The 25,993-nt window shown below is 69.8% G+C and carries 24 protein-coding genes and 1 tRNA gene; 7 read left to right on the forward strand and 18 right to left on the reverse strand.

Annotation, left to right across the window (positions count from 1 at the left end; all coding sequences use genetic code 11):
* Nucleotides 1–83: 83 nt before the first annotated feature.
* Both ACTZQ5_RS01150 and ACTZQ5_RS01155 read left to right on the forward strand, forming a co-directional pair.
* Entirely contained in the window at nucleotides 84–362 is a 279-nt protein-coding gene (locus ACTZQ5_RS01150; protein ID WP_443583315.1) for a hypothetical protein, read from the forward strand.
* A 93-nt stretch (nucleotides 363–455) separates the two neighbouring features.
* Nucleotides 456–2,036: an aldehyde dehydrogenase (NADP(+)) gene (locus ACTZQ5_RS01155; protein ID WP_443583316.1), complete on the forward strand. Its 1,581-nt coding sequence runs from the start codon at nucleotides 456–458 to the stop codon at nucleotides 2,034–2,036.
* 320 nt (nucleotides 2,037–2,356) lie between these two features.
* On the opposite strand, the gene ACTZQ5_RS01160 is transcribed toward ACTZQ5_RS01155, so the two are convergent.
* The 4 genes from ACTZQ5_RS01160 to ACTZQ5_RS01175 form a co-directional block, all read right to left on the reverse strand.
* The gene (locus tag ACTZQ5_RS01160; protein ID WP_443583317.1) at nucleotides 2,357–3,232 is read right to left on the reverse strand and encodes an SMP-30/gluconolactonase/LRE family protein; all 876 of its coding nucleotides are present in this window, start codon (nucleotides 3,230–3,232) and stop codon (nucleotides 2,357–2,359) included.
* Between the two features lie 71 nt (nucleotides 3,233–3,303).
* The gene (locus ACTZQ5_RS01165) at nucleotides 3,304–4,407 is read right to left on the reverse strand and encodes an NADH:flavin oxidoreductase/NADH oxidase (RefSeq protein ID WP_443583318.1); all 1,104 of its coding nucleotides are present in this window, start codon (nucleotides 4,405–4,407) and stop codon (nucleotides 3,304–3,306) included.
* Between the two features lie 33 nt (nucleotides 4,408–4,440).
* Entirely contained in the window at nucleotides 4,441–5,781 is a 1,341-nt protein-coding gene (locus ACTZQ5_RS01170) for a sensor histidine kinase (RefSeq protein ID WP_443583319.1), read from the reverse strand.
* A complete protein-coding gene (locus ACTZQ5_RS01175) occupies nucleotides 5,778–6,443 on the reverse strand; it encodes a response regulator (protein ID WP_443583320.1) in 666 nt (221 codons plus the stop codon). Before ACTZQ5_RS01175 ends, ACTZQ5_RS01170 begins: the two co-directional genes overlap by 4 nt.
* Before the next feature lie 110 nt (nucleotides 6,444–6,553).
* On the opposite strand from ACTZQ5_RS01175, the gene ACTZQ5_RS01180 reads away from it, so the two are divergent.
* The gene (locus tag ACTZQ5_RS01180; protein WP_443583321.1) at nucleotides 6,554–7,150 is read left to right on the forward strand and encodes a hypothetical protein; all 597 of its coding nucleotides are present in this window, start codon (nucleotides 6,554–6,556) and stop codon (nucleotides 7,148–7,150) included.
* 42 nt (nucleotides 7,151–7,192) lie between these two features.
* Here the strand turns inward: ACTZQ5_RS01180 and ACTZQ5_RS01185 are convergent, their stop codons facing one another.
* The 4 genes from ACTZQ5_RS01185 to ACTZQ5_RS01200 form a co-directional block, all read right to left on the reverse strand.
* Nucleotides 7,193–9,550, reverse strand: a complete 2,358-nt coding sequence (locus ACTZQ5_RS01185) for a TonB-dependent receptor (protein WP_443583322.1) — start codon at nucleotides 9,548–9,550, stop codon at nucleotides 7,193–7,195.
* A 264-nt stretch (nucleotides 9,551–9,814) separates the two neighbouring features.
* Nucleotides 9,815–10,186, reverse strand: a complete 372-nt coding sequence (locus ACTZQ5_RS01190) for a winged helix-turn-helix domain-containing protein (RefSeq protein ID WP_443583323.1) — start codon at nucleotides 10,184–10,186, stop codon at nucleotides 9,815–9,817.
* 1 nt (nucleotide 10,187) lies between these two features.
* Complete coding sequence (locus ACTZQ5_RS01195) at nucleotides 10,188–10,394, reverse strand: TOBE domain-containing protein (RefSeq protein ID WP_443583324.1); 207 nt, start codon at nucleotides 10,392–10,394, stop codon at nucleotides 10,188–10,190.
* Nucleotides 10,395–10,459: 65 nt separating this feature from the next.
* Complete coding sequence (locus ACTZQ5_RS01200) at nucleotides 10,460–13,498, reverse strand: TonB-dependent receptor (protein ID WP_443583325.1); 3,039 nt, start codon at nucleotides 13,496–13,498, stop codon at nucleotides 10,460–10,462.
* 203 nt (nucleotides 13,499–13,701) lie between these two features.
* On the opposite strand from ACTZQ5_RS01200, the gene ACTZQ5_RS01205 reads away from it, so the two are divergent.
* The gene (locus tag ACTZQ5_RS01205) at nucleotides 13,702–15,114 is read left to right on the forward strand and encodes an oligogalacturonate lyase family protein (RefSeq protein WP_443583326.1); all 1,413 of its coding nucleotides are present in this window, start codon (nucleotides 13,702–13,704) and stop codon (nucleotides 15,112–15,114) included.
* A gap of 21 nt (nucleotides 15,115–15,135) precedes the next feature.
* On the opposite strand, the gene ACTZQ5_RS01210 is transcribed toward ACTZQ5_RS01205, so the two are convergent.
* Complete coding sequence (locus tag ACTZQ5_RS01210) at nucleotides 15,136–15,393, reverse strand: PepSY domain-containing protein (protein ID WP_443583327.1); 258 nt, start codon at nucleotides 15,391–15,393, stop codon at nucleotides 15,136–15,138.
* A gap of 176 nt (nucleotides 15,394–15,569) precedes the next feature.
* On the opposite strand from ACTZQ5_RS01210, the gene ACTZQ5_RS01215 reads away from it, so the two are divergent.
* Together ACTZQ5_RS01215 and ACTZQ5_RS01220 are read left to right on the forward strand one after the other, a co-directional pair.
* Nucleotides 15,570–16,265, forward strand: coding sequence for an MgtC/SapB family protein (locus tag ACTZQ5_RS01215; RefSeq protein ID WP_443583328.1), 696 nt, complete (start codon nucleotides 15,570–15,572; stop codon nucleotides 16,263–16,265).
* 287 nt (nucleotides 16,266–16,552) lie between these two features.
* On the forward strand, nucleotides 16,553–17,143 hold the full coding sequence (locus ACTZQ5_RS01220) for a cell wall hydrolase (protein ID WP_443583329.1): 591 nt from the start codon (nucleotides 16,553–16,555) through the stop codon (nucleotides 17,141–17,143).
* A 54-nt stretch (nucleotides 17,144–17,197) separates the two neighbouring features.
* Here ACTZQ5_RS01220 and ACTZQ5_RS01225 read toward each other — a convergent pair whose 3' ends face one another.
* The 6 genes from ACTZQ5_RS01225 to cpdR form a co-directional block, all read right to left on the reverse strand.
* Nucleotides 17,198–17,545, reverse strand: a complete 348-nt coding sequence (locus ACTZQ5_RS01225) for a hypothetical protein (protein ID WP_443583330.1) — start codon at nucleotides 17,543–17,545, stop codon at nucleotides 17,198–17,200.
* Nucleotides 17,546–17,558: 13 nt separating this feature from the next.
* Nucleotides 17,559–18,965 (reverse strand): MBOAT family O-acyltransferase, encoded by a 1,407-nt coding sequence (locus ACTZQ5_RS01230; protein ID WP_443583331.1) that lies wholly within the window; start codon nucleotides 18,963–18,965, stop codon nucleotides 17,559–17,561.
* Between the two features lies 1 nt (nucleotide 18,966).
* Entirely contained in the window at nucleotides 18,967–20,223 is a 1,257-nt protein-coding gene (locus ACTZQ5_RS01235) for a GDSL-type esterase/lipase family protein (RefSeq protein ID WP_443583332.1), read from the reverse strand.
* Nucleotides 20,220–21,179: an SGNH/GDSL hydrolase family protein gene (locus ACTZQ5_RS01240; protein ID WP_443583333.1), complete on the reverse strand. Its 960-nt coding sequence runs from the start codon at nucleotides 21,177–21,179 to the stop codon at nucleotides 20,220–20,222. Before ACTZQ5_RS01240 ends, ACTZQ5_RS01235 begins: the two co-directional genes overlap by 4 nt.
* Nucleotides 21,180–21,401: 222 nt before the next feature.
* Nucleotides 21,402–21,476, reverse strand: a tRNA-Val gene (locus tag ACTZQ5_RS01245).
* Nucleotides 21,477–21,539: 63 nt separating this feature from the next.
* Entirely contained in the window at nucleotides 21,540–21,917 is a 378-nt protein-coding gene (cpdR, locus tag ACTZQ5_RS01250; protein WP_443583334.1) for a cell cycle two-component system response regulator CpdR, read from the reverse strand.
* A 123-nt stretch (nucleotides 21,918–22,040) separates the two neighbouring features.
* On the opposite strand from cpdR, the gene ACTZQ5_RS01255 reads away from it, so the two are divergent.
* The gene (locus ACTZQ5_RS01255; protein WP_443583335.1) at nucleotides 22,041–22,919 is read left to right on the forward strand and encodes an N-formylglutamate amidohydrolase; all 879 of its coding nucleotides are present in this window, start codon (nucleotides 22,041–22,043) and stop codon (nucleotides 22,917–22,919) included.
* A gap of 181 nt (nucleotides 22,920–23,100) precedes the next feature.
* Here the strand turns inward: ACTZQ5_RS01255 and ACTZQ5_RS01260 are convergent, their stop codons facing one another.
* The 3 genes from ACTZQ5_RS01260 to ACTZQ5_RS01270 form a co-directional block, all read right to left on the reverse strand.
* The gene (locus tag ACTZQ5_RS01260; RefSeq protein ID WP_443583336.1) at nucleotides 23,101–23,646 is read right to left on the reverse strand and encodes a cytochrome b; all 546 of its coding nucleotides are present in this window, start codon (nucleotides 23,644–23,646) and stop codon (nucleotides 23,101–23,103) included.
* An 82-nt stretch (nucleotides 23,647–23,728) separates the two neighbouring features.
* Entirely contained in the window at nucleotides 23,729–24,496 is a 768-nt protein-coding gene (locus ACTZQ5_RS01265; RefSeq protein ID WP_443583337.1) for a SapC family protein, read from the reverse strand.
* 57 nt (nucleotides 24,497–24,553) lie between these two features.
* Complete coding sequence (locus tag ACTZQ5_RS01270; RefSeq protein WP_443583695.1) at nucleotides 24,554–25,987, reverse strand: FAD-binding oxidoreductase; 1,434 nt, start codon at nucleotides 25,985–25,987, stop codon at nucleotides 24,554–24,556.
* Nucleotides 25,988–25,993 lie beyond the last annotated feature (6 nt).

Genomic DNA, 25,993 nt, shown 5'->3' on the forward strand with positions numbered 1-25,993 from the left:
GGGCCGGAGCGGGAACGATCCGGCCGCTGCCGCGCTTGGATCATGGTCAGGAGACGCCTGCCCATGACCCCCGCGATGCCCCGATGAGCCGCCCCACCCTCGGTCCTGCCGCCCTGCGCGACGAACTCAACCAGGCGGCACTGCGACTGTCGATGGACAGCGAGGGGGCGAAGATCGAATTCATGTTGCCGACCCTTGCCGATACAGGCGGCGGCGGAATCGGGCATAATTGGGACGTGCAGGCCTATTGCCCGGAGCCGCTCGACGGCATCGCGCGCAAGGCGGTGGAAGAGGTCGCGGCGGTGTGGGACCTCGACCCGCATGCCACCGACGGCGAGGCAGCGGAGCAGCCCGAAGGATAGGCCGCCAGCCCGCCGCGGCGGGCAGAGCCCCTTGGCACCTCGCGCGCCAGCGCCTACTATTGGTCAGACATTTTCCCCGAGAGAGGTTGAGACATGATCGACGGCGCCCTGCTGATCGGCGGCGAAGCACGCCAGGCCGCGAACCGCTTCACCGCGGTGAACCCCGCCAGCGGCGAGACGCTGACCCCCGACTTCTCCTCGGCCGACACCGATGCGGTGGCCGAGGCCTGCGCGCTCGCCGACGCCGCCTTCCCGATCTATGCCGCGACCGACCCGGCGACGCGCGCCGCCTTCCTGGAGGCGATCGCCGACAATATCGTGGCGATCGGCGACCCGCTGATCGAACGCGCGATGGCCGAGAGCGGCCTGCCGCGCGCGCGGCTGGAGGGCGAGCGCGGCCGCACCGTCGGCCAGCTCAAGCTGTTCGCCGGCGTCGTGCGCCAGGGCGACTTCCTCGATGCGACGATCGATCCGGCCCTGCCCGATCGCGCGCCGCTGCCGCGCCCGGACCTGCGCCGTATCAACCTGGCCGTGGGGCCGGTGGCGGTGTTCGGCGCCTCCAACTTCCCGCTCGCCTTTTCGGTGGCGGGCGGCGACACCGCCTCGGCGCTCGCCGCCGGCTGTCCGGTGGTGGTGAAGGGTCATCCCGCGCATCCCGGCACCGGCGAACTCGTCGCCCGCGCCATCCAGGCGGCGGTGAAGGCCGCGGGCCTGCCCGAGGGCGTGTTCTCCTACCTGCCCGGCGAAACCAACGAATTGGGCGCTGCGCTGGTGTCCGACCCGCGCATCCAGGCGGTGGGCTTCACCGGATCGCGCGGCGGCGGGCTGGCGCTGGTCCGCATCGCGTCCGAGCGGGCCGAGCCGATCCCCGTCTATGCCGAAATGTCGAGCATCAACCCCGTGGTCCTCTTCCCCGCCGCGCTCGCCGCGCGGGGCGAGACGCTGGGGCGCGAATTCGTCGCCTCGCTGACTATGGGTGCGGGCCAGTTCTGCACCAATCCCGGACTGGTGCTGGCGATCGACGGCCCCGACCTCGATGCCTTCGTCACCGCCGCCGCGGCGGCGCTGACCGACAGCCAGCCGATCACGATGCTGACGCCGGGCATCCACGCGAGCTTCGAGCAGGGCGTCGATGCGCTCGCCAGCCATGATGCGGTGCACACCGTCGCGCGCGGCAAGGTGGGCGACGGCGTCAACCAGGCCGTCGGCGCGATCTTCCAGACCGATGCGCAGGCGTTCCTCGCCGATACCGCGCTGAGCCACGAGGTGTTCGGTTCGTCGTCGGTGGTGGTGCGCTGCCGCGACATGGCCGAGATCGCGGCGGTGATCGCCGGGCTGGAAGGGCAGCTGACCGCGACGCTGCAGATGGACGCCGCCGACGAAGCCGATGCGGCGAAGCTGGTGCCGGTGATCGCGCGCCGCGTCGGCCGCATCCTCGCCAACGGCTGGCCGACGGGGGTCGAGGTGGCACCGGCGATGGTCCACGGCGGCCCCTTCCCCGCGACCAGCGACGGGCGCACGACCTCGGTCGGCACGCTCGCCATCGCCCGTTTCCTGCGGCCGGTGTGTTTCCAGAACCTCGGCGCAGCGCTGCTGCCGGCGGGGCTGGGTGACGACAATGCGTGGGGCATCGCGCGGCGGGTCGACGGCCGGCGCGAGGCGAGCCCGCGGTAACGGCGGGCGGTCGCGCCCGCTACGCCCGGCAGGATCGGCCTTCCCCGCCCTCCTCCTGGCGGCTGAGGACTGAAATTCCTCCCCCGCCAGGGGGAGGTGGCGCCGCGCAGCGGTGACGGAGGGGGAGGTATGCGGCGAACGCCGTGCTCGCGGAACCGCCCCCTCCACCACTCGCCTTCGGCGAGCGGTCCCCCTCCCCGCTTCGCGGGGGAGGACTGACAGTTCCTCCCTCACTGCGCGAAGTGGCACGGCGCAGCGGTAACGGAGACACGCAAGACGGGTCGGGCTCGTGGATGTTTACCCGCTGGCGCAGGGAGGCTTCAGATCGCCACCGGGGTCACCGGCAGGCCGGCAACGCCGGGGTCGAAGGCGAAGAGGTTGCCCGCCTCCGGCTGTTCCGCCAAGGCCGCGGCGTCCAGGCCCTTGCGGGCGCTGGTCGCGTAGGCGGTGCGCAAGTCGGCGCCGCCGAAGGCGATCTTGGTGATGTTGGATGCCGGCAGCGTGACGGTACCGATCAGCTTGCCCGCCGGATCGTAGCGGCGCACGCCCCATCCGCCCCAGAGCGCGATCCAGACGCAGCCTTCCGCATCGACCACCGAGCCATCCGGATAGCCGGCGCCGTCCTCGATCGTCACGAAGCGTTCCTCCGGCCCCAGCGTGCCGTCGTCGCGGATCGTCGCGCGCCACACCGTCTTGCCGAGGGTGTCGGTGTGGTAGAGCGTCGCGCTCGGCCCGTGGATCGCCGGGCCGTTGGTGATGCACACCGGGGCAAGGCCGCTGTCCGCGACCGCGCCGCCCCCGAAGCGGAACAGCCGGCCGCTGGCCTCGCTCTCGGCATCGTCCATCGTCCCGAACCAAACGCGCCCGGCGCTGTCGGTCGCCGCATCGTTGAGCCGGTTGCCCTGCGGATGCCCCTCCGGCTGCGCGACGAAGGTGAAGCGGCCGTCGGCGGGATCGAAGCGGTGCAGGCCGGTCTTCAGCCCCGCGATCAGCCCACCGTCGGCCGCGGGCAGCACCCAGCCGACCTGATCGGGTGCATCCCAGCGCTGCGCCGCGCCACCGGCGGGATCGAAACGGTGGACGTGGCGCTGCTTGATGTCGACGAACCACAGCGCCGCATCGCTGCCGATCCACACCGGCCCCTCGCCCAGCGTCGCCTGGACGGGCAGGACGGTTCGCACGTTGTGATCGGTCATGGCAGCGCTCCTCTCGAATTCGTCGCGCTACATCCCCCGTCCGGGCCGCGCCGTCTAGTCCGACAAATGGATCACACGTCGAACAGGTCGCGGTATCGGCGCGGCTGCGAGCGCAGGTACTGGTCCGGTGCCTTGACCCGCGCGCCGAGATGCGCCGCGGCGTGCCACGGCCAGCGCGGTTCGTAGAGGATGGTGCGGGCGAGCGCGATCATGTCGGCATCGCCCGTGCCGACGATCGCCTCGGCCTGCTCGTAATCGGTGATGAGGCCGACCGCCACGACCGGCAGGCCGCAGCCCTGCTTCACCGCGCGCGCGAGCGGCACCTGATAGCTGGGGCCGACCGGGATCGATTGGCGCGGATCGAGGCCGCCGCTCGACACGTGGATCGCCGCGCAGCCCCGCGCCTCCAGCGCGCGGGCGAAGGCGACGGTCTGTTCGGCGTCCCAGCCACCCTCCACCCAGTCGCTGCCCGACACGCGCATCGTCACCGGGCGATCCGCCGGAAAGGCCGCCCGCACCGCGTCGAACACCTCTAGCGGGAAGCGCATGCGGTTTTCGAGGCTGCCGCCGTAATCGTCGTCGCGCCGATTGGAGAGCGGCGACAGGAACTGGTGCAGCAGATAGCCGTGCGCGCCGTGGATCTGCACCGCATCGATGCCGAGCCGCGCCGCCCGCCGCGCCGATTCGGCGAAGGCGTCGCGCAGCGTCGCGAGGTCGTCGATCGCCAATTGGGTCGGCGCGTTCTCGCCCTCGGCGAACGGCAGCGGCGAGGGCGCGACCGTCTGCCAGCCATCGGCGTGATCCGGCGCGATCTGCTTGCCGCCGTGCCACGGCAGGTCGGTCGACGCCTTGCGGCCCGCATGGGCGAGCTGGATCGCGATCGGCATGTCGGAATGGCGGCGGATCGCCTCCACCACGCGCGCCATCGCCGCCTCGGTCGCCTCGTCCCACAGGCCGACGTCGGCATAGGTGATCCGCCCCTCCGGCACGACGGCGGTCGCCTCGATCGTCAGCAGCCCGGCACCCGACAGCGCGAGATGGCCGAGGTGGATCAGGTGCCAATCGGTCATGCAGCCGTTCTCGGCGGAATATTGGCACATCGGCGCGATGACGATGCGGTTGGGCAGCGTCAGTCCGCCGACGCTAACGGGTTGGAACAGCGCGGGGTTGCTCATGGCGGCCTCCTGGCAAGCGACTGGGAGGACGCGTTACGCGCGGGCGCCGCTTTGGTGCCGTGCCGGCAGGGTGACGCGTGCTTCCAATCCGCCGCCCTGCCGCTCGGCGAGCGCGAGGCGGCCGCCATGCAGTTCGGCGAGTTCGCGGACGATGGCGAGGCCGAAGCCATGGCCCTCGCCGCGCTCGTCGAGCCGCACGCCGGGCCGGGTGGCGCGTTCGCGCTCTTCGGGGGCGATGCCGGCGCCGTCATCGGCGACGACCAGATCGAGCCAGCGCGCGTCCGCCGCCGGCGCCACCGATACGGTGACCTGCGCTGTCGCGTGGCGTGCGGCATTGTCGAGCAGGTTGCCGAGCAGTTCGTCGAAGTCCTGCGCATCGAGTGCGGCGACGGGATCGCCCGCCACCGTCTGCCCGATGGCGACGCCGCTGTCGGCGTGCAGCCGGCCGATCGCGGCGACGAGATCGGCGACCGCGGGCGCGACGCGGGTGCCGGCACGCGTATCGGCCGCCCCCGCCCGCGCGCGACCGAGATGGTGGCGGATCGTCGCATCGATCCGCGCGACCTGCCCCGCCGCCGCAGGATCGTCGCGCACCGCCAGCGCCAGCGTGGCCACCGGCGTCTTCAGCGCATGCGCGAGATTGGCGGCGGACTGGCGCGCGGTGGCCAGCGCCGCGGTGCGATCGGCGGCGAGGGCGTTGAGCTCGATCGCCAGGCCGCGCAGCTCGGCGGGCTGGTCCTCGTCCACCCGCTCCGCGCGACCGGCACGGATGGCGGCGACCGCATCGCGCATGCGGGCGAGCGGCCTGAGGCCGAGGTGCAATTGTATCCAGGTGGAGGCGATCAGCAGCACGCCGAGGATGGCGAGCGCCACCTGCAACGGCACCAGCGCCTCCCGCAGCGGCCGCTCGATCACCGCGCGCGGTGCGGCGGCGGTCAACGTCACCGGGCCGCCGGCGGTGGCGAGCGTCACCCGCCGGGCGTGGGCGTCGCGGCCGTCGAGCGCCTCCGGCCCCTCGTCGTGCCGGTCGCGATCGGGATCGGGCTCGGGGTGGGGATGCGGACCTTCGTGCAGGTCGGGCAAGTCGCCCGAGCCGATCGTCCCGCCCGGCGCCTCGATCCGCCACCGCCAGCCGCGCCCCGCCTCCAGCGCGCCGCGCCGGTCGGCCAATGCGGTGCGATCGACGCGGCCGTCGCGATCCACCGTGCTGGCGAGCAACGCGATCTGCGCATCGAGCCGGCGATCGATCCCCTCCGTCACCACCCGTTCCAGCACGCCGGCGATCGCCCAGCCGGCGATGGCGAGGGCGGCGAGGATCGCGACCAGCGCCAGCAGCAGCATGCGCCGCTGGATCGATCCCGTACGCCCGCTCATCCCGCCCCGCAGGTCAGGCGATAGCCGCGGCCGCGCACCGTCTCGATCATCTCCGCGCCGATCTTGCGGCGCAGCCGGCCGACGATCACCTCCAGGCTGTTCGAATCGACATCGGCATCGCCTTCGTAGACGCGCTCGAGCAGGTCGAGCCGCTCGATCACCGCCTCGCGGCGGAGCATCAGTGCGGACAGCACGCGGAATTCGAAGGCGGTGAGCTTCAGCGGCAGGCCGTCGAGCTCGAAATGGCCGATCTGCGTATCGAAGGCCAGTCGCCCGCAGGTCAGCACCGGCTGGGCATGGCCGGCGGCACGGCGGACGAGGGCGCGCAGCCGCATCACCAGTTCCTCGACGCGGAACGGCTTCACCATGTAATCGTCGGCCCCCGCCTTGAAGCCTGCCACCTTGTCCGACCAGCCGTCGCGCGCGGTGAGGATCAGCACGGGCAGCTGGCGCCCCGCCGCGCGCCATTCGCGCAGCACGGTGATGCCGTCCTTGCCGGCGAGGCCGAGGTCGAGCACCGCCGCGTCATAGGCCTCCGTTTCGCCGAGGTGGCCGGCATCGACGCCGTCGGCGACGAGGTCGACCGCGCAATGTTCGCCGCGCAGCGCGCGGGCGATCGCCGGTCCCAGTTCGTGATCGTCCTCGACAAGCAGGATGCGCATCGCCGTCGCCTAGCCCTTGCCCGTAAACCGAAACTGAACCGCGCGGTTCAGCGGGCATCGGGTGCCGGGGTGTAGATCGGCTTCATCGAACCACCAAATGGAGAAGACAGATGACACGGATCCCCTTTGGACGGCGCCAGCAACTGGGCCTCGGCGCGGCGGTGCTGCTGGCGGTCGGCGCGGCGGGCGGTGCGGGCGCGGTGGCGCTGACCCGGCCGAGCATCGAGATGGCGCCGACGATCGCCACCCCGATCGCCAGGCTGCCGGCGAGCAGCGGCATCGTCACGGTGAAGGGCCGCGTCGTGGAGGTCTATGGCGACCGCTTCGTGGTGCAGGACGGCAGCGGCAAAGCGATGATCGACGCGGGGCGCGACGGCGCCGGCACGGTGACGCCGGGCAAGGCAGTGCTGGTGCAGGGCCGCTACGACGACGGGCAGCTGCGCGCGCACTTCCTGGTCGGCCCGTCGGGCCAGGTCGAGGCGGTCGGCCCCGCCCATGGTCCGCGCGGCCCCCACGGCCCGGGCGGACCGGGTGGTCCTGGTGGAGCGCGGGGTCATGGGCCGGACGGCCCTCCCCCGCCGCCGCCCCCCGGTGGCCCGGATGGCGCAGCGCCGCCGCCGGCGGGTGCCGGCCCGGACCGGGCACCGCCGCCGCCGCCCGCGGCAGGTGCTCCGGCGCCTGCCCCGACGGCGACGCCGGCCCGCTGAAGGCATGACGGGGACCGACCGCAGCCGCGGTCGGTCCCTCCGTTACCTGCTGAAGCGCAGCGTCACGCCGATCGTGCGCGGGTCGCTGGGCGTCGCCAGGATCAGGCCGGAATTGCCCGCCTGCACCGTCACGTTCTGGATGTAATCGGCGTCAAGCAGGTTGCGCGCGAACACCGCCACCTCCAGCCCGTCCTCGAAGCGGTAGCCGACGTTCGCGTTGGTGAGGTTGTAGCCGCGGATATAGGTGGCGCGCGACAGGCTGGGATCGCCGTTGAAGCCGCTGCGCGAGGCGGTGTCGACGTGCAGGAACACCGGCCCGCGCCGATAATCGAGCCCCCCGGTCACCGCGAAGCGCGGCAGCGAGGCGAGCCGGCGGCCGGAGAGGTCGCACGCCGCGGTCGTCGCGGTCTGCACCTCGAGCGGGCACGGACCCGCCGGATAGTCGCTGTAGCGCCCGTCGGCATAGGCGAGGCCGGCGCGCATGGTCAGCCCGCGCAGCGGGATCAGGTTGGCATCCGCCTCGATCCCCTTCACCGTCACCTGCGGGATGTTGGACAGATAGCCGCGCAGCGCCACCGTCTGGCTGGAATCGACCAGCGTCGCCTGGAAATCGCGTACCTGCGTCCAATAGCCGTCGATGGTGAAGACGAGCCGGCGATCCCAGCCCTGCGCCTTCAGCCCGACCTCATAGGTCGTGTTGCGCTCCGGCCGGACGACGGCGGTGGCGAGCACCGGACGGTTCTGGTTGTCGAGCGGCAGGCCCGACATGTTGATGCCGCCCGACTTGAAGCCGCGCGCATAGCTCGCATAGCCGAGCACGCCGTCGGTGATCTGCCACGCGATGTTGCCGCGCCCCGACAGGCTGCCGTCGCTGTCGTGCGCGGTGTAGCTTTGCGGGCGCAGGATCGACAGCTTGGCAGCGACCAGCGCGGCGTTCGTCGTGGCGAGGCCGCCGGCGACGGTGGTGGCGTATGACCCGTCCTTGTCCTCATGCGTGTAGCGCAGGCCGCCGGTCAGCGTGACGCGCGGCACGATCCGCCAGTTGACCTCGCCGAACGCGGCATAGCTCTGGGTGCGGAAGTCGGTGCGGCCGTCCTGCCCATAGCCGTCGAGCAGGCTGGCGGGCACCGGCGTCGCATTGGCTCCCGTGGTCGGCCCGATCAACCAGTAGGCAGCGGCGGGGCCGTAGATGCTGATCGGCCGCCCGGTGATCCGCTGGCGAAAGCCGTAGAGGCCGACGACATAGCTGAGTGCCCGGTCGCCGTCCGAGGCGAGGCGGAGTTCCTGGCTATATTGGTCCTGCCGCGATGGGATGTGCTGCGACAGCTGGATGGGCAGGCCGATATAGTCGCGGTCGTTCTCCGCATCCCAGTTCCAGAAGCGCCAGGCGGTGACCGAGGTCAGCGTGCCGAACGGCAGCTTCACGTCGGTGATCGCGCTCACCCCGCCCTCGTTGGTGTCGGAGCCCAATGGCCCGTCGACATCGGTCACCCGGTCGTAGGGGTTCGTGCTCGGCACGCGATAGCCGATCCCCGCCGCCAGCGCCGCATATTGCCGCGCGACGGGCCGACGGCTCGCCGACACGCCGTAATAGACCTGCGTGCAGCAATAGGCCTGGAAATTGGTGATATCGGCGCTCAGCCGCATGCTGATCGTATCGTCGGGCTTGAACAAGAGCTGCCCGCGCACCGCCTGCGTGCCGAGCGTGTTGGCATCGCGCCCGGTGCGGACGTTGTCGATCACCCCGTCGCGGCGGGTGGAGACGAGCGACAGGCGATAGGCGACGGCGTCGCTGATCGGCCCCGATACCCAGCCGCGCGCCTGCACGAAGTTGCGCTCGCCATAGGAGAGTTCGGCGAAGCCTTCCGGCGTGAAGCTCGGCGCGCGCGTGGTGATGCTGATCGCGCCTGCGGTGGTGTTCTTGCCGAACAGCGTGCCCTGCGGGCCACGCAATTCCTCCACGCGCTCGACATCGGCGAAGTCGAACGCCGCCGTCGCCGGCCGCGCATGGTAGACCTGATCGACGTAGAAGCCGACGCCCGGCTCCAGCCCGTCGTTGGACTGGCTGACCGCGACGACGCTCGATCCCAGGCCGCGAATGGTGAAGGCGGTGTTGCGGGGATTGGCGGAGCTGTAGTTGAGGCTGGGGATCAGCGTCGTCAGCCCCTGCGTGTTCACCGTGTAGCTGCGGTCGAGCAAGGCCCCGTCGACCACCGACAGCGAGGTCGGGATCGATTGCGCGCTTTCGGGACGGAGGCGCGCGGTGACGATCACGTCGGGAACGGCATCGTCGTCCGTAGCCGCCGCTGGGGGCGACGTGTCGCGCTGCCGCTCCTGCGCCAGGGCCGGGGGGGCGGCGAGGAGGGCGAGCGCCATCGCGGTGGCCGTGTCGATACGCATGTGCAGGTCCCCTGTCGGGCCGTTCGGCCGATTCTCTATATCCGGTGATATACACAGGGGCGGATGCAAGGATAGCTGCGATCGACGGTGGCGAGGCGAAGGGTGCGGTTGCGGTCCCGAGCGGAAGCGCGGTCGCCGGGCAGGCTATCGGTTCGCCGGCCTCGCCGTCATTGCGAGCGCAGCGAAGCAATCCAGGGGGTTCTGGTCCGGCTCTGGATTGCTTCGCTGCGCTCGCAATGACGGGTTTAACTAGCGGCTCGTCGCTCAGCCCGGATCGAGCGGCACGTCGCGCAGGGCCGCGGCGAGGCGGCGGTAGGCGGGGTGATCGGCGACCGTGGCGGTCACCGCCTCCAGCTCGCGATAATCGGCGAGCATCGCCGTGCCCGCCGCGGTCAGGCGCGCGCCGCGCTCACGGCCGCCGCCACGCAGCGTCTCGACCAGCGGCATCGCGAAGCAGCGGTTCATTTCGTCGACCAGCAGCCAGGCGCGGCGATAGCTCATGCCAAGCGCCCGCCCCGCGGCGGAGATCGATCCGTCGCGGGCGATCGCGTCGAGCAGGTCGGCCTTGCCCGGCCCGAGCGCGAAACTGTCGCCGCAGGCGAGCTGCAGCTTCAGCTTGAGCGCACCGACCTGCATGTCACTTGCCGATCAGCACGTCGCTCGCCTTGACGACGACGGTGACGCGATCGCCCTCCGCCAGCGCGAGGTCGGCGATCGCCTCTTCGGTGATGCTGGAGGTGACGACGATGCCGTTGCCGATATCGACCTTGATCGTCCCGTTGACCGCGCCGGGCGTGATGCCGACGACGGTGCCGGGGATCTGGTTGCGCGCGCTGAGCTTCATGATGTCTCCTTCCGATGCGGGCGACGATAGGCGCTCGCGCCCCTGTCGCCAACATCGGACGGGCATCAGAACTTGTAGCGCGCGCCGATGAAGAACTGGCGGCCGGTGGAGCTGTAGACCTGCTGGTCGCGCAGCGCGGCACCGTCCCAATAGCTGGTCGGCTGGTTGGTGAGGTTGATCGCGTCCACCGTCAGCGTCAGGTGATCGCCGATCTTGTACGAGGCCGAGGCATCGAGGTTCGTGGTCGAATAGGAGCCCGTGGTATCGGCGAGCCCGGACCGCAGCGGCACCTGGCGCAGATACTGGTCGCGATAGGCGAGGCTGGCGCGCACCGAGAAGCGCTTGTCCTCGTAATAGAGCGTCGCATTGGCGGCGTTGGGCGACACGTTCACCAGCGGCGCGATCAGCGTCGGGCCGGAGGCGTTGGTGGTCAGGATGTAGCTGATGTTCGACTTGATGCGCGTGTAGTTGAGCAGCGTACCGAGGTTCTTGAGGAACCCGGGCAGGAAGGTGAAGGGCTGCTGGTACTGCACCTCGAAGCCATTGATCTTGCCGCCCTTGGTATTCGCATAGGAGGTGATCGAGGTCAGCGTATTGGGGTCCTGCGACGCGGTGAGCAGGCTCAGCGGCAGGCCGGCGGCGGCATAGGTCGTCTGCGTCGACAATTGCTGGACGAAGCTGTCGACGTCCTTGTGGAAATAGGCGACCGACAGCACCGCGCCGGGCTGGAAATACCATTCCGCCGTCGCGTCGATGTTGGTCGCGCGATAGGGATTGAGGTAGGGATTGCCGACCGTCGCGGTGAACGGCGGGTTGGCGGTGCCGATCGACCCGCCCGGCGTCAGGAAGCCGAGCGAGGGACGCGACATCACGCGCGCGGTCGCCACGCGCAGCGTCACCCGGTCGGTGACGTCGAGCGCCATGTTGAGCGCCGGCAACCAGTCGTCGTAATCGCGCTTCACCTGCAACGCCGTGCCGATGCCGACGAAGCCGTTGGAGGTCTGGTTGGTCTTGGCATAGCGCACGCCGGCATCGCCGCGCAGCGTCATGTCGCCCAGCGGCACCTTGAAATCGAGCTGGATATAGGGGCTGATATCCTGTTCGATCACCGAACGGTTGTCGCCCTGCGAGCCCGTCCCGATGCTGCCGATGCGGAAGTCGCCATATTGGTTGACGCAATAGCAGTCGACGCCGAACGCGCTCATGATCTTGTCGATATCGGGAACGATGAAGCTGTTCGATGAACCGCTCGGCAGACCGATCGTGTCGATGGTGATCGGCTTCAGGCTGACGTCCGCGATCGTCAGCCCCGCCGACGCCAGCGACGGGATCGACGCGGTGGAAGCGATGCGCTGCTGGCGGGCGGAGATGAAGTTGAAGCGCTTGGCGGCGATGCCGGCCTTGATCGTATATTCGTCGTTGAGGTCGTATTTGAAGTCGACCTTCAGGTTGCGCAGGCGGTTGGTGACCTTTGCGGTGAATTCGCGGATCTGGTCGTAGCCGTTCTGATACTGCCAGTTATTGGGGTTGGTCGCGTCGAAGCCGTAGAGCAGCGAGGGCCGGTTGCGATCCTGGCGCGCGTCGAAGACGAAGCCGTCGCTGTCGAAGCGGCTGAAGGTGACGAGCCGCGAATAGGGATTGTCGAACACCGAATCCGACTGGCCGTACAGCACCTCCAGCTTGCCGCGGTCGCCCAGCTGCTGCTCGATCTTGATATCCGCCTGGTAGAAGGTGGTGGTCGAGATATCGTGGCTGTTGGTGACCGAGAAATCGGTGTCGTCGAACACGCCGTAGACGAGATAGCCGTTCGCATCGACCTGCGCGTCGCGGATCTTCATGTTCGGCCGGCCCGACAGCTGTGCCGCGGTCAGCCCCGCCGCCGCGGCGCCGTTCGCGCGGTTGAGGCTGATCGGGTTGGTGGCGAGGTCGTTGCGATCCTGGCGGAAACGCGAATAGGCGCCGTCGATGGTGATGATCGAGGTGTCGGTCAACTTCGCCTGGAAGGTGCCGGTGAGGCCCAGACGCTCCTGCCGGTTGGTGAAGCGGCCATAGCCCGGCAACTTGGCGACGAACACGCCCGGCTGGTTGACGGTGTTGTAGGCCGACGGCGTCGATCCCGGCACGGCGCCGGGCGCGGGGATGCAGAGCGTCGCGCGCGGCGCGGTGCCGACCAGCGGGTTGACCGGCGTCGTCTGCGATCCCGGCACCACCGGGCAGAAGCCGTTGTTGACGTCGCTGAAATCGGCGAGCGCGGTGTTGGAATAGGCGTCTTCCTGCACCGTGCGCTTGTTGTAGGCGGCCGACAGCAGCAGGCCGAAACGGTCATCGTCCCACGTCTTGCTGATGAGGCCGACGAGGCGCGGCGCCGTGCTCTTGTTGATGTCGTAGTACGCGCCCTGCGCCGAGATCGCCGCCTGGAAGCCGGGATTGTCGAACGGCCGGCCGGTCTGGAGGTCGATGGTCGCGCCGAGCGAGCCTTCGTCGACCTCGGCCGACTGGGTCTTGCGGACGACGATCGAGTTGAACAGTTCGGAGGCGAAGACGCTGAAGTCGAAGCTGCGGCCGCGGTTGACGCCGGCGCCGAGCGTCGAGCCGGTGGTGGCGGAGATCGCCTCCAGGCCGTTGAAGCGCGTGCGGCTGAAATCGCCGCCGAGGCCGCGGACGGTGACGGTGCGCCCCTCGCCGCCGTCGCGCTCGATCGAGATGCCGGGGATGCGCTGCAGCGAATCGGCGAGGTTCGCGTCGGGGAAGTCGGCGATGTCCTGCGCGTTGATCGCATCGACCACGCCCGCCGACTGCTTCTTGACGCTGAGCGCCGACTGAAGGCTGCGGCGGAAGCCGGTGACGACGATGTCCTCGCCCTGATCGCCGGTGGCGACCGGCGCCGCGGCGGCGGCATCCTGCGTCGTGGTCGTCTGGCCACCCGGCTGCGCCGCGGCCGGCGTGACGGGCGCGTCGACCGGGGCGGCCGGAGTCTGCGGCGCCGTCTGCGGCGGGGTCTGCGGCGCCGTCTGCGCCGCCGCGATGCCGGGCAATGTCGCAGCCGCCGCGAGCGCGAGCAGCGAGGTACGGATCAGCAGCGAGTGCGCGCGCGGGGTTGGCATGGGGCCGGGCATCGACATCCTCCATCGTCCACATTGTGGGACTGGTTCTTGCGAATTGAAACTGTCCGCTTTGGCGGTCGGTGTCAAGAAGGCTGACGTTTTTTACTGGCAAATTATGGATCATCGCATCAGGATATGAAACATAAAGTCGAACGGCTGCGACGAACCGAGTGGCGGCGCCCCGACGAAACGAGAGGATCGCGATGAAGACCGCCCTGTGGATCGCCCCGTGGACCCTGGCCGCCGCCCTGGCGCTCACCCCCGCCCCCGCCGGCGCGCAGGCCCTGCCTGTTCTCGCCGCCAAGCCGAATACGCAGGCGACGCCGCCCAAAGCATGGATCGACGCCACCACCGGGCACCGCATCGTCCGCATTTCCGACGAGCCGGGCAGCAGCAGCAACTATTTCAACGTCAACAGCTACACGCCCGACGGGCGCTGGATGGCCTATAGCTCGCCGAGCGGCATCATGGCGCTCGACCTCAAGACTTTCCGTTCGAAACTGATCGTGCCGGGCAAGGTCAGCCTGCAATTCGTCGGCCACCGCACCGGCACCGTCTATTATCTCACCGCCCTCGAACAAACGCAGGGCCACGACGCCAACTCCGCCTTCGTACCGGGCGCCAAGGCGCGCGCCGGCGCGGACGCGGCACGCGGGCCGCGCACGATCATGGGCTATGACATCGCGAGCGGTAAGAGCCGCCGGATCGCGACGCTGGAGCCCGGCTATTCGATCGCCACGATCAACGCCGACGAAACGCTGTTCGCCGGCGCCCGCAACACCGACGCAAACGCCGCCGTCAGTCCATCGAGCGTGATGGCCAATCGCGATCCGGCGAGCGAGACCGGCCCCAATGGCGAGAAGCTGACCTATGCCGAGGGGCGGGAGGTGCAGATCAACCGGCGGCTGATGATGAAGATCCCGATGGAGATCTTCACGATCAACATCGCCACCGGCGCCAGGAAGACGATCACCGCCTCCACCGACTGGCTCAACCACCTGCAATTCTCGCCGACCGACCCCAACGTCCTGCTCTATTGCCACGAGGGCAATTGGCATGTCGTCGACCGGCTATGGCTGGTCCGCGTCGACCGGCCGGATACGCCCAAGCTGCTGCACAAGCGGACGATGAACATGGAGATCGCCGGCCACGAATGGTGGAGCCACGACGGCAAGACCGTGTGGTACGACCTGCAGACCCCGCGCGGCGAGGATTTCTGGGTGGCGGGCTATGACATCGGCACGGGCAAGCGCCGCTGGTATCACCTCGACCGCAATGCCTGGGGCGTGCATTTCAACAGCTCGCCCGACGGTGCGCTGTTCGCCAGCGACGGCGGCGATCCCGAGATGGCCGCGCACGCCCCCGACGGCAAATACATCCAGCTGCTCAGGCCCCGCGCCATCCCCGATGTCGCGGGCATCCATGCCGCGAACAGCGCCGACCTCATCACGCCGGGCGCCTTCGACCCCGAACGACTCGTGGACCTCAGGAACCACGATTATCGTTCGGAGCCGAACGCGAGCTTCACGCCGGACGGCAAATGGCTGGTATTCCGGTCGAACATGTGGGGGCCGGGCCACGTCTATGCCGTGGAGATCGCCAAGCCGGCGCGGTGAGCCGGGCGAGCGGCGCGCTGCTCAGTGCCGCTCGTGATGCTTGGGCTTGACGCTGGTCAGCTTGCCCGAGCGCGGATCGGCGTGGAATTCGTACAGGGCGCCACGCTTGGTCATCTCGCCTTCCCAATGGCCATCGTCGGCCTCGACCTTGGTCATGCGATACCCCTGTTTCGCCAGCGCGGAGCCGAGCTTCGCCTGGCTGATCCAGCCCCGGCCCGGCTGATCCGCATAGGCCGGCGTCGCAACCAAGCAGATCGCCGCGATCATCAACCGTTTCATGACAAACTCCTCGATAAGACCATGAAAACTCCCGGCCGCAAGCGAGGGTTGCAGCCTCACAAGTCGAAACAATCGGCAGGTATTTCATTGCCTTAACTGTGCAACTCGCCAGATCGGCGACGATGGTCGCTGCCCGGCGGGCGGAACACGGTGAATGGATCGCGGGTTGCCTAGCCATGATCTCGGATGGCGACATCGTTCTTCGCCTGCTCGCCGCCGCAGCGGTCGGCAGCGCGATCGGCTTCGAACGCGAACGGCTGCTGTGGGCGGCCGGGATCCGCACGCACATGCTCGTCTGCGTCGGCGCATGCCTGGTGATGATCGTGTCGGCCTATGGCTTCGAACACGCCACACAGGCGCCGCATGTCGTGCTCGACCCCTCGCGGGTCGCGGCGCAGGTGGTGTCGGGGGTCGGCTTCCTCGGGGCGGGCGCGATCCTGCTGCGCGGCAACACCGTCCGCGGCATGACCACCGCGGCGAGCATCTGGGTCGTCGCCGCGCTCGGCCTGGCGGCAGGCGGCGGGCTGTATTTCGCCGCCGGCGTGGCGACCGTCGTCATCCTGGTGATCCTCGCCGGGTTGAAGCCGATCGAAGAGGCCTATCGCGCCCGTATCCAGAGCTATGCGCTGCGCGTCCGTGCCGAACGCAACGCGCTGACGCCGGAGGACGTGAAACGCCTGCTGCGCGTGCGTGGCGGGCAGATCAAGCGCCTGACCCAGACTCTGGCCGAGGACGGCATGGAGGATCACACCATCCAGCTTGCGCGCGTCTCGCGTGCCGATGTCGGGCTGGGCGCCAAGCAGCTCGGCAAGCATCCGGGCGTGCATTCCGTCGACGTGCGGCGGCGCGGCGGGGGCGGCGAAGCGGGCTGAACCGGCCCGTCTCGACTCGCCAACGTCTCCTGTGATCGCCTGCGCCTATCGATACGAGTCCCGTCATCCGGTGCCTCCGATCGACCCGGCCGCGTAACGGTTGGTCGATTCCGACTGGCGGCGAACCGCGGGATGCGTATGCGGCCGCATCGGTTCAGTCCTGGACCGGGCGGCCGCGTGCCGTGCCCGAGCATCCGGACGAGACGTGGGAGGAAGACGGCAAGCCTTTTCTTCAAGCGTTACCCAGCGCTTGTCGTGGCCCTCTTGCGCATTGGTGAATGTGATGAATGACGAAGTACGACGGTAAGTTGCTGTCGCGGGCCGTGGCTGCGGGCGCAGCCTTGTTCTGCACGCACATGGCCTTCGCCGCCGGCCCGGCCATGCCGCAGGAGCAGCAGCTTGCCCCGATCGGTGCGCAGATCGCACCGACCCTGATGCCGGCGGTCCTGTCCTCCGGCCCGACGATCCAGCCCCTTCCTGCCGCGCCGGCCGCAGTCCCCGTCGATGCCCCTGACGCCGCGATCGACCCCCGCCAGATCGAATGTATCGCCAAGGTCATCCGGCACGAGGCGGCCAACCAGCCCGTCGACGGCCAGGTCGCCGTCGCCCAGGTCATCGTCACCCGCATGCAGGATGGCCGCTTCCCCACCACTCCCTGCGGCGTCGCCCGCCAGCGCGGCCAGTTCTTCGACATCGACGCCTATGACCCGCCGCGCAACGATGCGCGCTGGGAGCTGGCGGTTCGCATCGCCACCGACACGCTGGAAGGCGACAGCGACAACCCCGCCGGCGGCGCCTTGTTCTTCCACTCGGGTGGCGTCGGCATGCCGGGCCGTACCCGCGTGACGCAGATCGCCGACCACACCTTCTACCGCTAACGCGCGCCGGCTGCCGCCGGCCTGCCCCCGTTATCCCGTCAGGCGGCGGGATCATCAGCCTGCGCCGGGTTCGCCGGGATGTTCGTCGCCGAAGCGCGCGGCGCGGGCGGCGTCCCACCATCGGTGCATGCGCGTGCGCAGCGCGTCGAGGTGGAGCGCCGCCGTCGTCCGCTGCCACTGCTCGATCGGCGCGCGCAGCCGCTCGGTGGTGGCCGTCGGCGTGCGCTCGTCGAGCCAGCCGGTCAGCGCCACCGCATTGCAGAGCGCCAGCAGCGCGGCCGCGATGCCGATGGCGATCGTCGTCCAGCGCCATGCATGGCGCCGGTCCACCGCCGGATCGGCGGGAACCATCACCGGCGATCCGACCTCGGCGATCTCGCCCTGCTCTGCGCCCGTCGTCATGCGGCCCTCATGCTCAGAACTGATAATAGATGAAGGGGGCGACCCCTTCGGGCCGCATCGCATCGACGATCAGGATCAGTGCGCCGAGCGCGATCCCCACGGCCGGCGCCGGCCAGCGCCGCACCCGTACCGCGATCGCCGGCAGCAGGTTCGGCGGCACGAAGTGGATGGCGAGGCCGATCACCACCAGCCCCAGCGACAGCGGCGTCACCAAAGTGTTGTGCCAGCCGCCGGTGGCGAGCGCGTGCAGATAGGCGAATGCCGAGGCGATGTCCGGCGCGCGGAAGAAGATCCAGCCGAGCACGACGATGTGGAAGGTGACGAGCCCCGCCACCCAGGCCGGCGCCAGCGGCCAGCCCGCCGGACGATGCCGCGCCCAGAACCGCTCGATCCCCAGCCACAGCCCGTGCAGCGATCCCCACACCAGAAAGGTCCAATTGGCGCCATGCCACAATCCGCCGAGGAACATGGTGAGGAACAGGTTGAGATAGGTGCGCGCCGGCCCACGCCGGCTGCCGCCGAGCGGGATGTAGAGATAGTCGCGCAGCCAGCTCGACAGGCTGATGTGCCAGCGCCGCCAGAATTCCTGCAGCGAGCGCGACCGGTAGGGCTGATCGAAATTGCGCGGGAAGCGATAGCCGAGCAGCGCGGCGAGGCCGATCGCCATGTCGGAATAGGCGGAGAAATCGCAGTAGATCTGCACCGCATAGCCATAGGCGCCGAGCAGCAGGTCGAAACCGGTGCGGCTGGCGGGATCGAAGAAGGCGGGGTCGACCAGGCTGCCGGCGAGTTCGGAGGCGATCACCGCCTTCTTGAACAGGCCCCAGACGATCAGCAGCAGCGCCGCCGCCACCGCGCCCCGTTCCAGCCGCGGCGCGTGGCGGAACTGCGGCAGCAGGTCGGAGGCACGCACGATCGGCCCGGCGACGAGATGCGGGAAGAACGACATCAGCAGCATCAGGTCGAGCAGCCCCGCCGCCGGGACGCGGCGCTTATGGACGTCGACCAGATAGGAGATCGCCTGGAAGGTGAAGAAGGAGACGCCGACCGGCAGCAATACCTGCATCAGCGGCAGGTCGCGCGCGAAGCCGAGGCTGCGCAGCAGGAGCGCCATCTGTTCGAAGAAGAAGCCGGCATATTTGAAATAGCCGAGCACGGCGAGATTGGCGGCCACGCCCAGCGCCAGCAGCCCGCGCCGCCGCCCCTCAGCTTCGCTTGCCGCGATGCCCCGCGCCAGCGCCCAGTTCGCCGCGGCGGAGGCGAACAGCAGCGCGACGAAGCGCCCGTCCCACGCACCGTAGAAGAACCAGCTCGCCATCAGCAGCGCGATCTTGCGCCATTCGTTGGAGCCGTTGAGCGCCCAGATCAGCGCATAGACGACGAGAAAGAACAGGCCGAAGCCGAGGGTCGGGAACAGCATGTCAGGGCAGCGGCTGGATGGTGGCGGGCGCGGTGGACGGGGTCGACGGGGTCGTCAGCCCCGCGGCAAGGTCGAGGTCCTGCTGGAGCAGGCCTGCGATCACGTCGGCGCCCGGACGCGTGAAATGGACATGGTCGCCGCGCATCCGGCCGGCGCGCGACCAACCGTCCGCGGTGCAGCGGCCACCCATCCTGGTTCCCCAGTCCCAATAGGCGATGCCCAGTTCGTGCGCGCGGCGGCGCTGGATCGCCTGCACCTGTGCCAGCGCCGCGGGCGGCGCCCAGCCCGACTGCCCGGAACAGCTCGACAGCTCACCCGCCTCGCCACGCTGGAGTGCGGGCATGCTGGTCGCGCTGTCGGGGGCACCGAGCAACAGGATCGGCACGCCGGGCGCCAGCCGGCGGATGCGGCGGAGGCCGCGTTGCAGGGTGGCGTCGTAGTCGGCGGCGGAAAAGTTGGGCTTGAACGCCTCGTTGGTGCCGAAGGCGACGACGATCAGGTCGGGACGGGCGACCGCCAGCTCGGCTGCCAGCAATCGCTCGTCGGTCCGCTCGAAATGCACGAGCTGCGCGCCGACCACGCCCAGGTTGGACAGCGTCACGCCGCCCGCCGCACGGCGCTCCACGGTCCACGAGGTCAGCGTCACCGGGCCGCGCGTCACCTTCACCTCGGCATTCGTCGTCGCGGCGCTGGTTTCGACGGTGTGGCAGGCGGGGCGTGGCACCAGCGCATCGAGCGACCAGCTGACGCTGGTGGCGCCGACCGTCATCTGCACCGCGCCCGCGCCGGGCGCCGCCCAGCCGCACAATGTCAGCCGGTCGAACGCCTGCGCCGGCGTGTCCGCCGACAGCGCCAGCCACGCGCCGGGCGCAGCAGCGCTGAGCGCATACCCCGACAGGCCGAGCGGCACGGTGGAGGCGGAGGAGTAACTCGAACCGAAGATGCCGCGCACCGACCAGTCCGGCGATTGCGACGCGGTGACGCCGCGGGTGAGATAGCCCTGATACGGCCGGCCGGGCGCCAGCATGCCGCGCCCGGCGCTGCCGTAGCGCGCCTGCAGGATGGCGCGCCACGCGCCGGTCACCTGATCGCCCGCGGTGTGGCTGTCGCCGATCTGCAGGATGCGCACCGGCTCGCCGCCCTGCCGGGCCGCCGCCAGTCGTGCGAACACCGGCCGCAGCCGGTCCGCGTCGCACAGGGCGGCCGTGCAGGGCGTCGCGGCCTGTGCCGCGGCGAGCGCCAGCAGGCCGGCGATCATGCGCCCTTCCCCTCGCCGGCGGGCGTGCGATGCGCCGCCGCGAACGCGCGTTTCGCGTAATCGCGGATGCGGGTCACCACGTCCGGCACGATCCGTTGATAGCCGATGCCGATCATGTGGATGCCATCACCGGTGCGCACCAGCCGCGGCGCACCCGATACCGGATCGGGCAGGTGGCTGGCATAATGCCCCTCCGCATCCACCGACCGCGCGCGCGTCGGAATGAACGGCACGCCGAGTGCATGCGCGCGGGCGGCGAAGAAGGTGTTGAGCGCCTGCACCTTCGCATCCAGCGCCGGATCGCGCATCGCCGGCAGGCCGACCCAATAGACCTGCGCGCCGGTGGAGCGCGCCACCGCCACGAACGCATCGACCCGCGCGCCGATGACGCGTTTCCAGTCATCGCTCATGAAGGTGTACAGCTTGCCTTCCCACATGTCCTGCGCGTCGTTGACGCCGATGCTGATGACGGCGACGTCGATCGGATCGGCCGCCACTTCGTCCTTCGCGCGGGCGGTGAGGTCCATCACCCGGTAGCGGGTGAAGCCGGTCGCCTCGCGGCCGAAACGCAGCACCTGATAGCCTTCGGATTCGGGCAGCAACCGGTAGAGTGCATCCCACACGCCGATACCGAAGCTGTCGCCGAAGACGCCGACATGGATCTTGCCGGTCCGGGCGACGCGGGCGACGACGCGCGGGTCGATGCCCTGCGGCGCAGCGGCCGGCGGATCGGCCACCGGCGCTTCGGCGGGAGCGGTCACCGCGGTGGACGCACCGGCCCCACTACCCGGCTGCACCGCGACCGGCGCCGGCGCCGGCGCGAAGCACAGGCCGACCGCGAACCCCGCCGCCAGCCCGACGACCAGCACCGCGGTACGATCCGCGATCAGCCGCAGCGGTCCGGATGCGGCGACAGGTTCGGCGGATGGGCGAGCGTGATGATCGATGTCGGCCATGGTTCGTGCGATTCGCGTAAGGATGACGCCGGGCGGCCAGCGGTTGCGCGGAGGATCGCTCCGTCCGATGCTGTCCTGTCGGCGCACATACACGATGGCCTTCGCCGCACAACGTGGATCAAAGCGGCGATGGATCAAAAGTGCCGAACGGCCGACGGATGCGGTTCCGGAGCGACCAAATAGCAAAAACCCCGCGAGCCGAAAGGCTCGCGGGGTTTTCGATGGTGGGCGTGGCAAGGATTGAACTTGCGACCCCTGCGATGTCAACACAGTGCTCTACCACTGAGCTACACGCCCGCCGGAGGTGGGCCATTAGCCGGGCTTTTCAGGCCATGCAAGCGGTCAATTGCGCGAAGGCCCTCAATTCAGCCCGCTGGCGTTGCCGACCTCGAACACCCGATCCACCTCGGCGACCAGATCGCGCAAGTGGAAGGGTTTCGACAGGACGCGGGCATTGGGCATCTCGCGCCCCGCCTTCAGCGTCACCGCGGCAAAGCCGGTGATGAACATCACGCGCAGGCCCGGCACCATCTCGGCGGCGCGGCGGGCGAGTTCGATGCCGTCCATCTCGGGCATGACGATGTCGGTCAACAGCAGGTCGAACCGCTCCGTCTCCAGCAGCGGGATCGCCGCGGTGCCGCGATCGACGGGCGAGACGGCATAGCCGGCCCGCTCCAGCGCCCGCGTCAGATATTCGCGCATGACCTGATCGTCTTCGGCCAGCAGGATTCGGATCATCGCTCAATCGGTCCCTTGACGCGGAGCCCGACCGGTCGCGGCACCGCTGCGGCGACTTATGACGACGAGGGGTAAAGATTTCCAGCGCGCCCACCGTGCAAAACCGGTAAGGCGTATCCGCAGATGGACGCTTCGTTCGACCGGATCGACGATGCGGCGCCCGGCGGCGCAGCGGCCGGCGTGCCTGCCAGCCCGGTCGTGCTGTCGGTTCCCCACGCCGGCCGCGACTATCCGCTGGCGCTGCGTGCCGCGTTGCGGCTGCCCGCCGCCGCGCTGGTCGTACTGGAGGATCGCTACGTCGACCTCGTCGCCATCGCCGCCCGCGGCACGCAGACGATGCTGGTGCAGCGCCGCGCGCGCGCGTGGATCGATCTCAACCGCGGCGAGGGGGAACGCGACCCCAAGGTCGACGAGGGCGTGCGACCCCAGGCCCAGCCCGCGCCCTCGACCAAGCTGCGCAGCGGCCTGGGCCTGGTGCCGCGCCGCGCGGGTGCGGCGGGCGACCTGTGGTCCCGCCGGTTCAGCGATGCGGAGGTGACGGCACGGATCGCGGCGGATCATCGCCCCTACCACCTTGCGCTGGAACAGGCGCTGGCGGCGGCACGGGCGCGCTTCGGCATCGCAGTGCTGCTCGACGTGCATTCGATGCCGCCGGTCGGCGACCATGCGCGGATCGTGCTCGGCGATCGCTTCGGCCGCTCGGCCGCCGGCCGCTTCGTCGCCCGGCTGGAGGCGGCGGCGGCGGACGCGGGGTTTTCGACGGCGCTCAACAGCCCCTATGCGGGCGGCCACATCCTGGAACGGCACGCCACCCCCGCCCGCGGCATCCACGCGATCCAGATCGAGATCGATCGCACGCTCTACCTGGATCATGCGCTCGACGGTCCCGGACCGGGGCTTGCGCGCACCACCGCATTGCTGCGGCGGATGATCGCCGCGGTGGAGGACGAAGCGCGCCGCGCCTCCGACTGGCCGGACGGCATCGCGCTCGCCGCCGAATAGCACAAAAAAACCACCCCGTGCTGAAAGCACGGAGTGGCCAAGGTTCAGGGAGGAGATACACCCGAAGGTGTATCATACGGCCTCGCGAAAGGGGGGACACGACGCCGTACAGAATACAAAATAGGCGAGCGGAGATTTGGTTCAACCCCCGCCCCGTTCGGCGGTGAATTTTTTCTTGCCGTCAGCGCCGCAGCACTGGCGCCATCCTGGCAAGAACCGTGTCGCGCAGGATCAGATGGTGGCGCAGCGCGGCGGCGATATGCAGCACGACCAATGCCGCCATCAGCCAGCCGAGCAGCCCGTGCGCATCGTGGCCCAGGTCCGCCAGCCCCTCGCCGACCGGCAGCGTCGGAATGTCGAACAGCCCGAACCAGGTCAGCGGCCGCTGCGGGCCGGGCGCGGACACCATCGCCCAGCCGGTCAGCGGCATGGCGATCATCAGGAGGTAGAGCGTCCAGTGGGTGGCGTGGGCCGCACCCTTCTCCCAGGCGGGCGTGCCGGCGGGCAACGGCGGCGGGCGATGCGCCACCCGCCAGGCGACCCGCCCGGCGGTAAGGACGAGCACGGTGATGCCGATCGCCTTGTGCGCACCCATCAGCGCACGCAGCGCCGGAATACCGTCATGGCCGATGCCGATGACGAGGTTGACGATCACCAGCAGCGCGATCGTCCAATGGAAAGCGATCGCCACCCCGGAATAGCGGGTTCCGTAATCCAACCGTGCCATGCCCGTCCCCAATCATGAGGGCCGGACAGTCGGCGCGGTCGAGCGGGGGGTCAAGCCCCCGTCCCGCCCGCGCCGTGCCGGATCAGCCGAACTGCGGCTGCGGCTGCACCACCTTGCCCTGCTGCGCCTGACGGCCGAACAGCTCGCGCATCAGCGACAGCGAGAAGAGGTGCGCATAGAGCAGCGGCAGCATGCCCGACTGCGACATCTTGCGCAGCTGGTCGCCGCGCAGCCCGGCGAGCTTTTCCTCGTTGATCATCTGGAAACCGCGATAGACGAAGGGCTGCTGGTTCTCCTCCATCTGGATGGTCACCTCGCCGTCCATCAGCAGTTCCTGCTCGCGCAGTTCGTTCATGAAGTTCTGCGTGCGGGCGCCGGCCTGTTCGAACTGTTCGGCGAAGTCGAGGATCGCCTTGGTCACCTGGCTGGGCTGGCCGTTCTCGAACAAGGCGTCGCCTTCGTCGAACGGGCCGATCGCCTCCGACGTCGGATCGAAGCACAGCGACAGCTCGTCGGCATCGGGACGCAGGCGGGCGAGCATATAGGGATAGCGGCGGACATAGGCCGGAACGTAGAAGTTCGGCTCGACCAGCTTGCCGTCGTCGCCGATGAAGACGTTGACGCCTTCGTTGAGGCCCATCAGCGCGAGCGGAATCGCATCGTCGCCGACCGAGAAGACGATCGGCATGTGACGCTGCACCAGCGGGAATTCGTCGGTGGTGATCGGGATGGCATGCTGGCCGACCAGGAAGGGCGCGCTATCCTGCTGGCGGATGCGCCAGTTGGCGTGCGTTTCGCTGGAGAGCGGCTCCAGGCCGTTGTAGAACAGGGGAAGCGGCGCGCTGGCCATGGGAACTCTCTCCGTGGTCATGGGTTTCGCGGCGCAGCCGCGGGTTGGCGCGCTGCTCTATTGGCCCGGAGCGGCAGGCGCAAGCGCGACGAGCTTTCCGGGATTGAGGATACCGAGCGGGTCGAACGCGCCCTTCACCGCGCGCAATGCCGCAAGCCGCGCCGGCGAGGACAATCGCTCCAGCTCGCCAAGCTTCATCTGGCCGATGCCGTGCTCCGCGGCGATCGAGCCGCCCGCCGCGATGACGAGGTCGTCGACGAAGCGGGTGACCACCGGCACATCCTCGGCATACCAGTGCGCCGGATCGGTGCCGGGCGCGGCGCGGACGTGGAAATGGACGTTGCCGTCGCCCAGGTGGCCGAAGCCGCTGGCATGGGTGCCGGGGAAGCGCGCCTCGCACGCCGCCGCCGCCTCGACCATGAAACGCGGCATCGCCTCGACCGGCACCGACAGGTCATGCTGCGAGGCCGGGCCCAGCGCCCGTTCCGAATCGGAGATCGATTCGCGCAGGCGCCAGAAGTCCGCGGCCTGCGCCTCGCTCGCCGCGATCGTCGCATCGGCGACCAGCCCATCGGCGAGCGCATCGGCCAGCACCTGCTCCATCAGCGCGGTGCCCCGGTCATCGGTATGTTCGATCAGCAGCTGCCAACGGTGATCGCCCGCCAGCGGCGCACGGCTGCCCGGCACATGCGCCAGCACCGCGGCAAGCGATTCGCGCGGCAGGATCTCGAAGCTTTCCAGCGCCTCGGTCGCCGCCTGGAAGCGGCGCAGCAGCGCCAGCGCCGCCTGCGGATCGGCGGTCGCGGCCCAGGCGGTGGTCCGCCCCGCCGGCAGCGGCACCAGCCGCAGCGTGGCCGCGGTGACGATCCCCAGCGTCCCCTCCGCGCCGACCAGCAGCTGGGTGAGGTCGTAGCCGCGATTGTCCTTCTTCAGCGCCGCGAGGCCGTCGTGCACCTGGCCGTCGGCAAGCACCACCTCCAGCCCGGCGACGAGGCCGCGCATCGAGCCGAAGCGCAGCACCTGCGTGCCCCCGGCGTTGGTCGACACCAGTCCGCCAACCGTCGCATTCCCCTTCGCACCCAAGGTGAGGGGGAAGCGCCGCCCCGCCGCCAGCGCGGCATCGTGCAGGTCGGCCAGGATCACCCCGGCCTCCGCCACCACCAGCCCGGCGGCGGCATCCATGCGGCGGATGCGGTTCATCCGCCGGAGCGACAGGATCAGCGCCGAACCATCGGCAGGCGGCGTCGCGCCGCCGACCATCGAGCTGTTGCCCCCCTGCGGCACCAGCGGCACGCGGTGCCGCACGGCGGCGGCGACCACCGCGGCGACCTCCGCGGTCGTTGCCGGCGCGAGCAAAGCGGGGGCATGGCCGTGGAAACGACGGCGCCAGTCGGTTTCCCACGGGGCGATATCCTCGCGCGCGGTGACGATGCCCTTGGGGCCGAGCATCCCGGCGAGCGTTTCGAGCATGGCGGTCTGGGCGGGCGTCATCACGGC

The sequence above is a fragment of the Sphingomonas cellulosilytica genome, from assembly GCF_052321755.1.
GTDB lineage: Bacteria > Pseudomonadota > Alphaproteobacteria > Sphingomonadales > Sphingomonadaceae > Sphingomonas.

Coding starts and splice junctions, on each gene's coding strand:
- ACTZQ5_RS01150 (WP_443583315.1), top strand. CDS start 84: ATGAGCCGCCCCACCCTCGGTCCTGCCGCCCTGCGCGACGAACTCAAC.
- ACTZQ5_RS01155 (WP_443583316.1), top strand. CDS start 456: ATGATCGACGGCGCCCTGCTGATCGGCGGCGAAGCACGCCAGGCCGCG.
- ACTZQ5_RS01160 (WP_443583317.1), bottom strand. CDS start 3,232: ATGACCGATCACAACGTGCGAACCGTCCTGCCCGTCCAGGCGACGCTG.
- ACTZQ5_RS01165 (WP_443583318.1), bottom strand. CDS start 4,407: ATGAGCAACCCCGCGCTGTTCCAACCCGTTAGCGTCGGCGGACTGACG.
- ACTZQ5_RS01170 (WP_443583319.1), bottom strand. CDS start 5,781: ATGAGCGGGCGTACGGGATCGATCCAGCGGCGCATGCTGCTGCTGGCG.
- ACTZQ5_RS01175 (WP_443583320.1), bottom strand. CDS start 6,443: ATGCGCATCCTGCTTGTCGAGGACGATCACGAACTGGGACCGGCGATC.
- ACTZQ5_RS01180 (WP_443583321.1), top strand. CDS start 6,554: ATGACACGGATCCCCTTTGGACGGCGCCAGCAACTGGGCCTCGGCGCG.
- ACTZQ5_RS01185 (WP_443583322.1), bottom strand. CDS start 9,550: ATGCGTATCGACACGGCCACCGCGATGGCGCTCGCCCTCCTCGCCGCC.
- ACTZQ5_RS01190 (WP_443583323.1), bottom strand. CDS start 10,186: ATGCAGGTCGGTGCGCTCAAGCTGAAGCTGCAGCTCGCCTGCGGCGAC.
- ACTZQ5_RS01195 (WP_443583324.1), bottom strand. CDS start 10,394: ATGAAGCTCAGCGCGCGCAACCAGATCCCCGGCACCGTCGTCGGCATC.
- ACTZQ5_RS01200 (WP_443583325.1), bottom strand. CDS start 13,498: ATGCCAACCCCGCGCGCGCACTCGCTGCTGATCCGTACCTCGCTGCTC.
- ACTZQ5_RS01205 (WP_443583326.1), top strand. CDS start 13,702: ATGAAGACCGCCCTGTGGATCGCCCCGTGGACCCTGGCCGCCGCCCTG.
- ACTZQ5_RS01210 (WP_443583327.1), bottom strand. CDS start 15,393: ATGAAACGGTTGATGATCGCGGCGATCTGCTTGGTTGCGACGCCGGCC.
- ACTZQ5_RS01215 (WP_443583328.1), top strand. CDS start 15,570: ATGATCTCGGATGGCGACATCGTTCTTCGCCTGCTCGCCGCCGCAGCG.
- ACTZQ5_RS01220 (WP_443583329.1), top strand. CDS start 16,553: ATGACGAAGTACGACGGTAAGTTGCTGTCGCGGGCCGTGGCTGCGGGC.
- ACTZQ5_RS01225 (WP_443583330.1), bottom strand. CDS start 17,545: ATGACGACGGGCGCAGAGCAGGGCGAGATCGCCGAGGTCGGATCGCCG.
- ACTZQ5_RS01230 (WP_443583331.1), bottom strand. CDS start 18,965: ATGCTGTTCCCGACCCTCGGCTTCGGCCTGTTCTTTCTCGTCGTCTAT.
- ACTZQ5_RS01235 (WP_443583332.1), bottom strand. CDS start 20,223: ATGATCGCCGGCCTGCTGGCGCTCGCCGCGGCACAGGCCGCGACGCCC.
- ACTZQ5_RS01240 (WP_443583333.1), bottom strand. CDS start 21,179: ATGGCCGACATCGATCATCACGCTCGCCCATCCGCCGAACCTGTCGCC.
- cpdR (WP_443583334.1), bottom strand. CDS start 21,917: ATGATCCGAATCCTGCTGGCCGAAGACGATCAGGTCATGCGCGAATAT.
- ACTZQ5_RS01255 (WP_443583335.1), top strand. CDS start 22,041: ATGGACGCTTCGTTCGACCGGATCGACGATGCGGCGCCCGGCGGCGCA.
- ACTZQ5_RS01260 (WP_443583336.1), bottom strand. CDS start 23,646: ATGGCACGGTTGGATTACGGAACCCGCTATTCCGGGGTGGCGATCGCT.
- ACTZQ5_RS01265 (WP_443583337.1), bottom strand. CDS start 24,496: ATGGCCAGCGCGCCGCTTCCCCTGTTCTACAACGGCCTGGAGCCGCTC.
- ACTZQ5_RS01270 (WP_443583695.1), bottom strand. CDS start 25,987: ATGACGCCCGCCCAGACCGCCATGCTCGAAACGCTCGCCGGGATGCTC.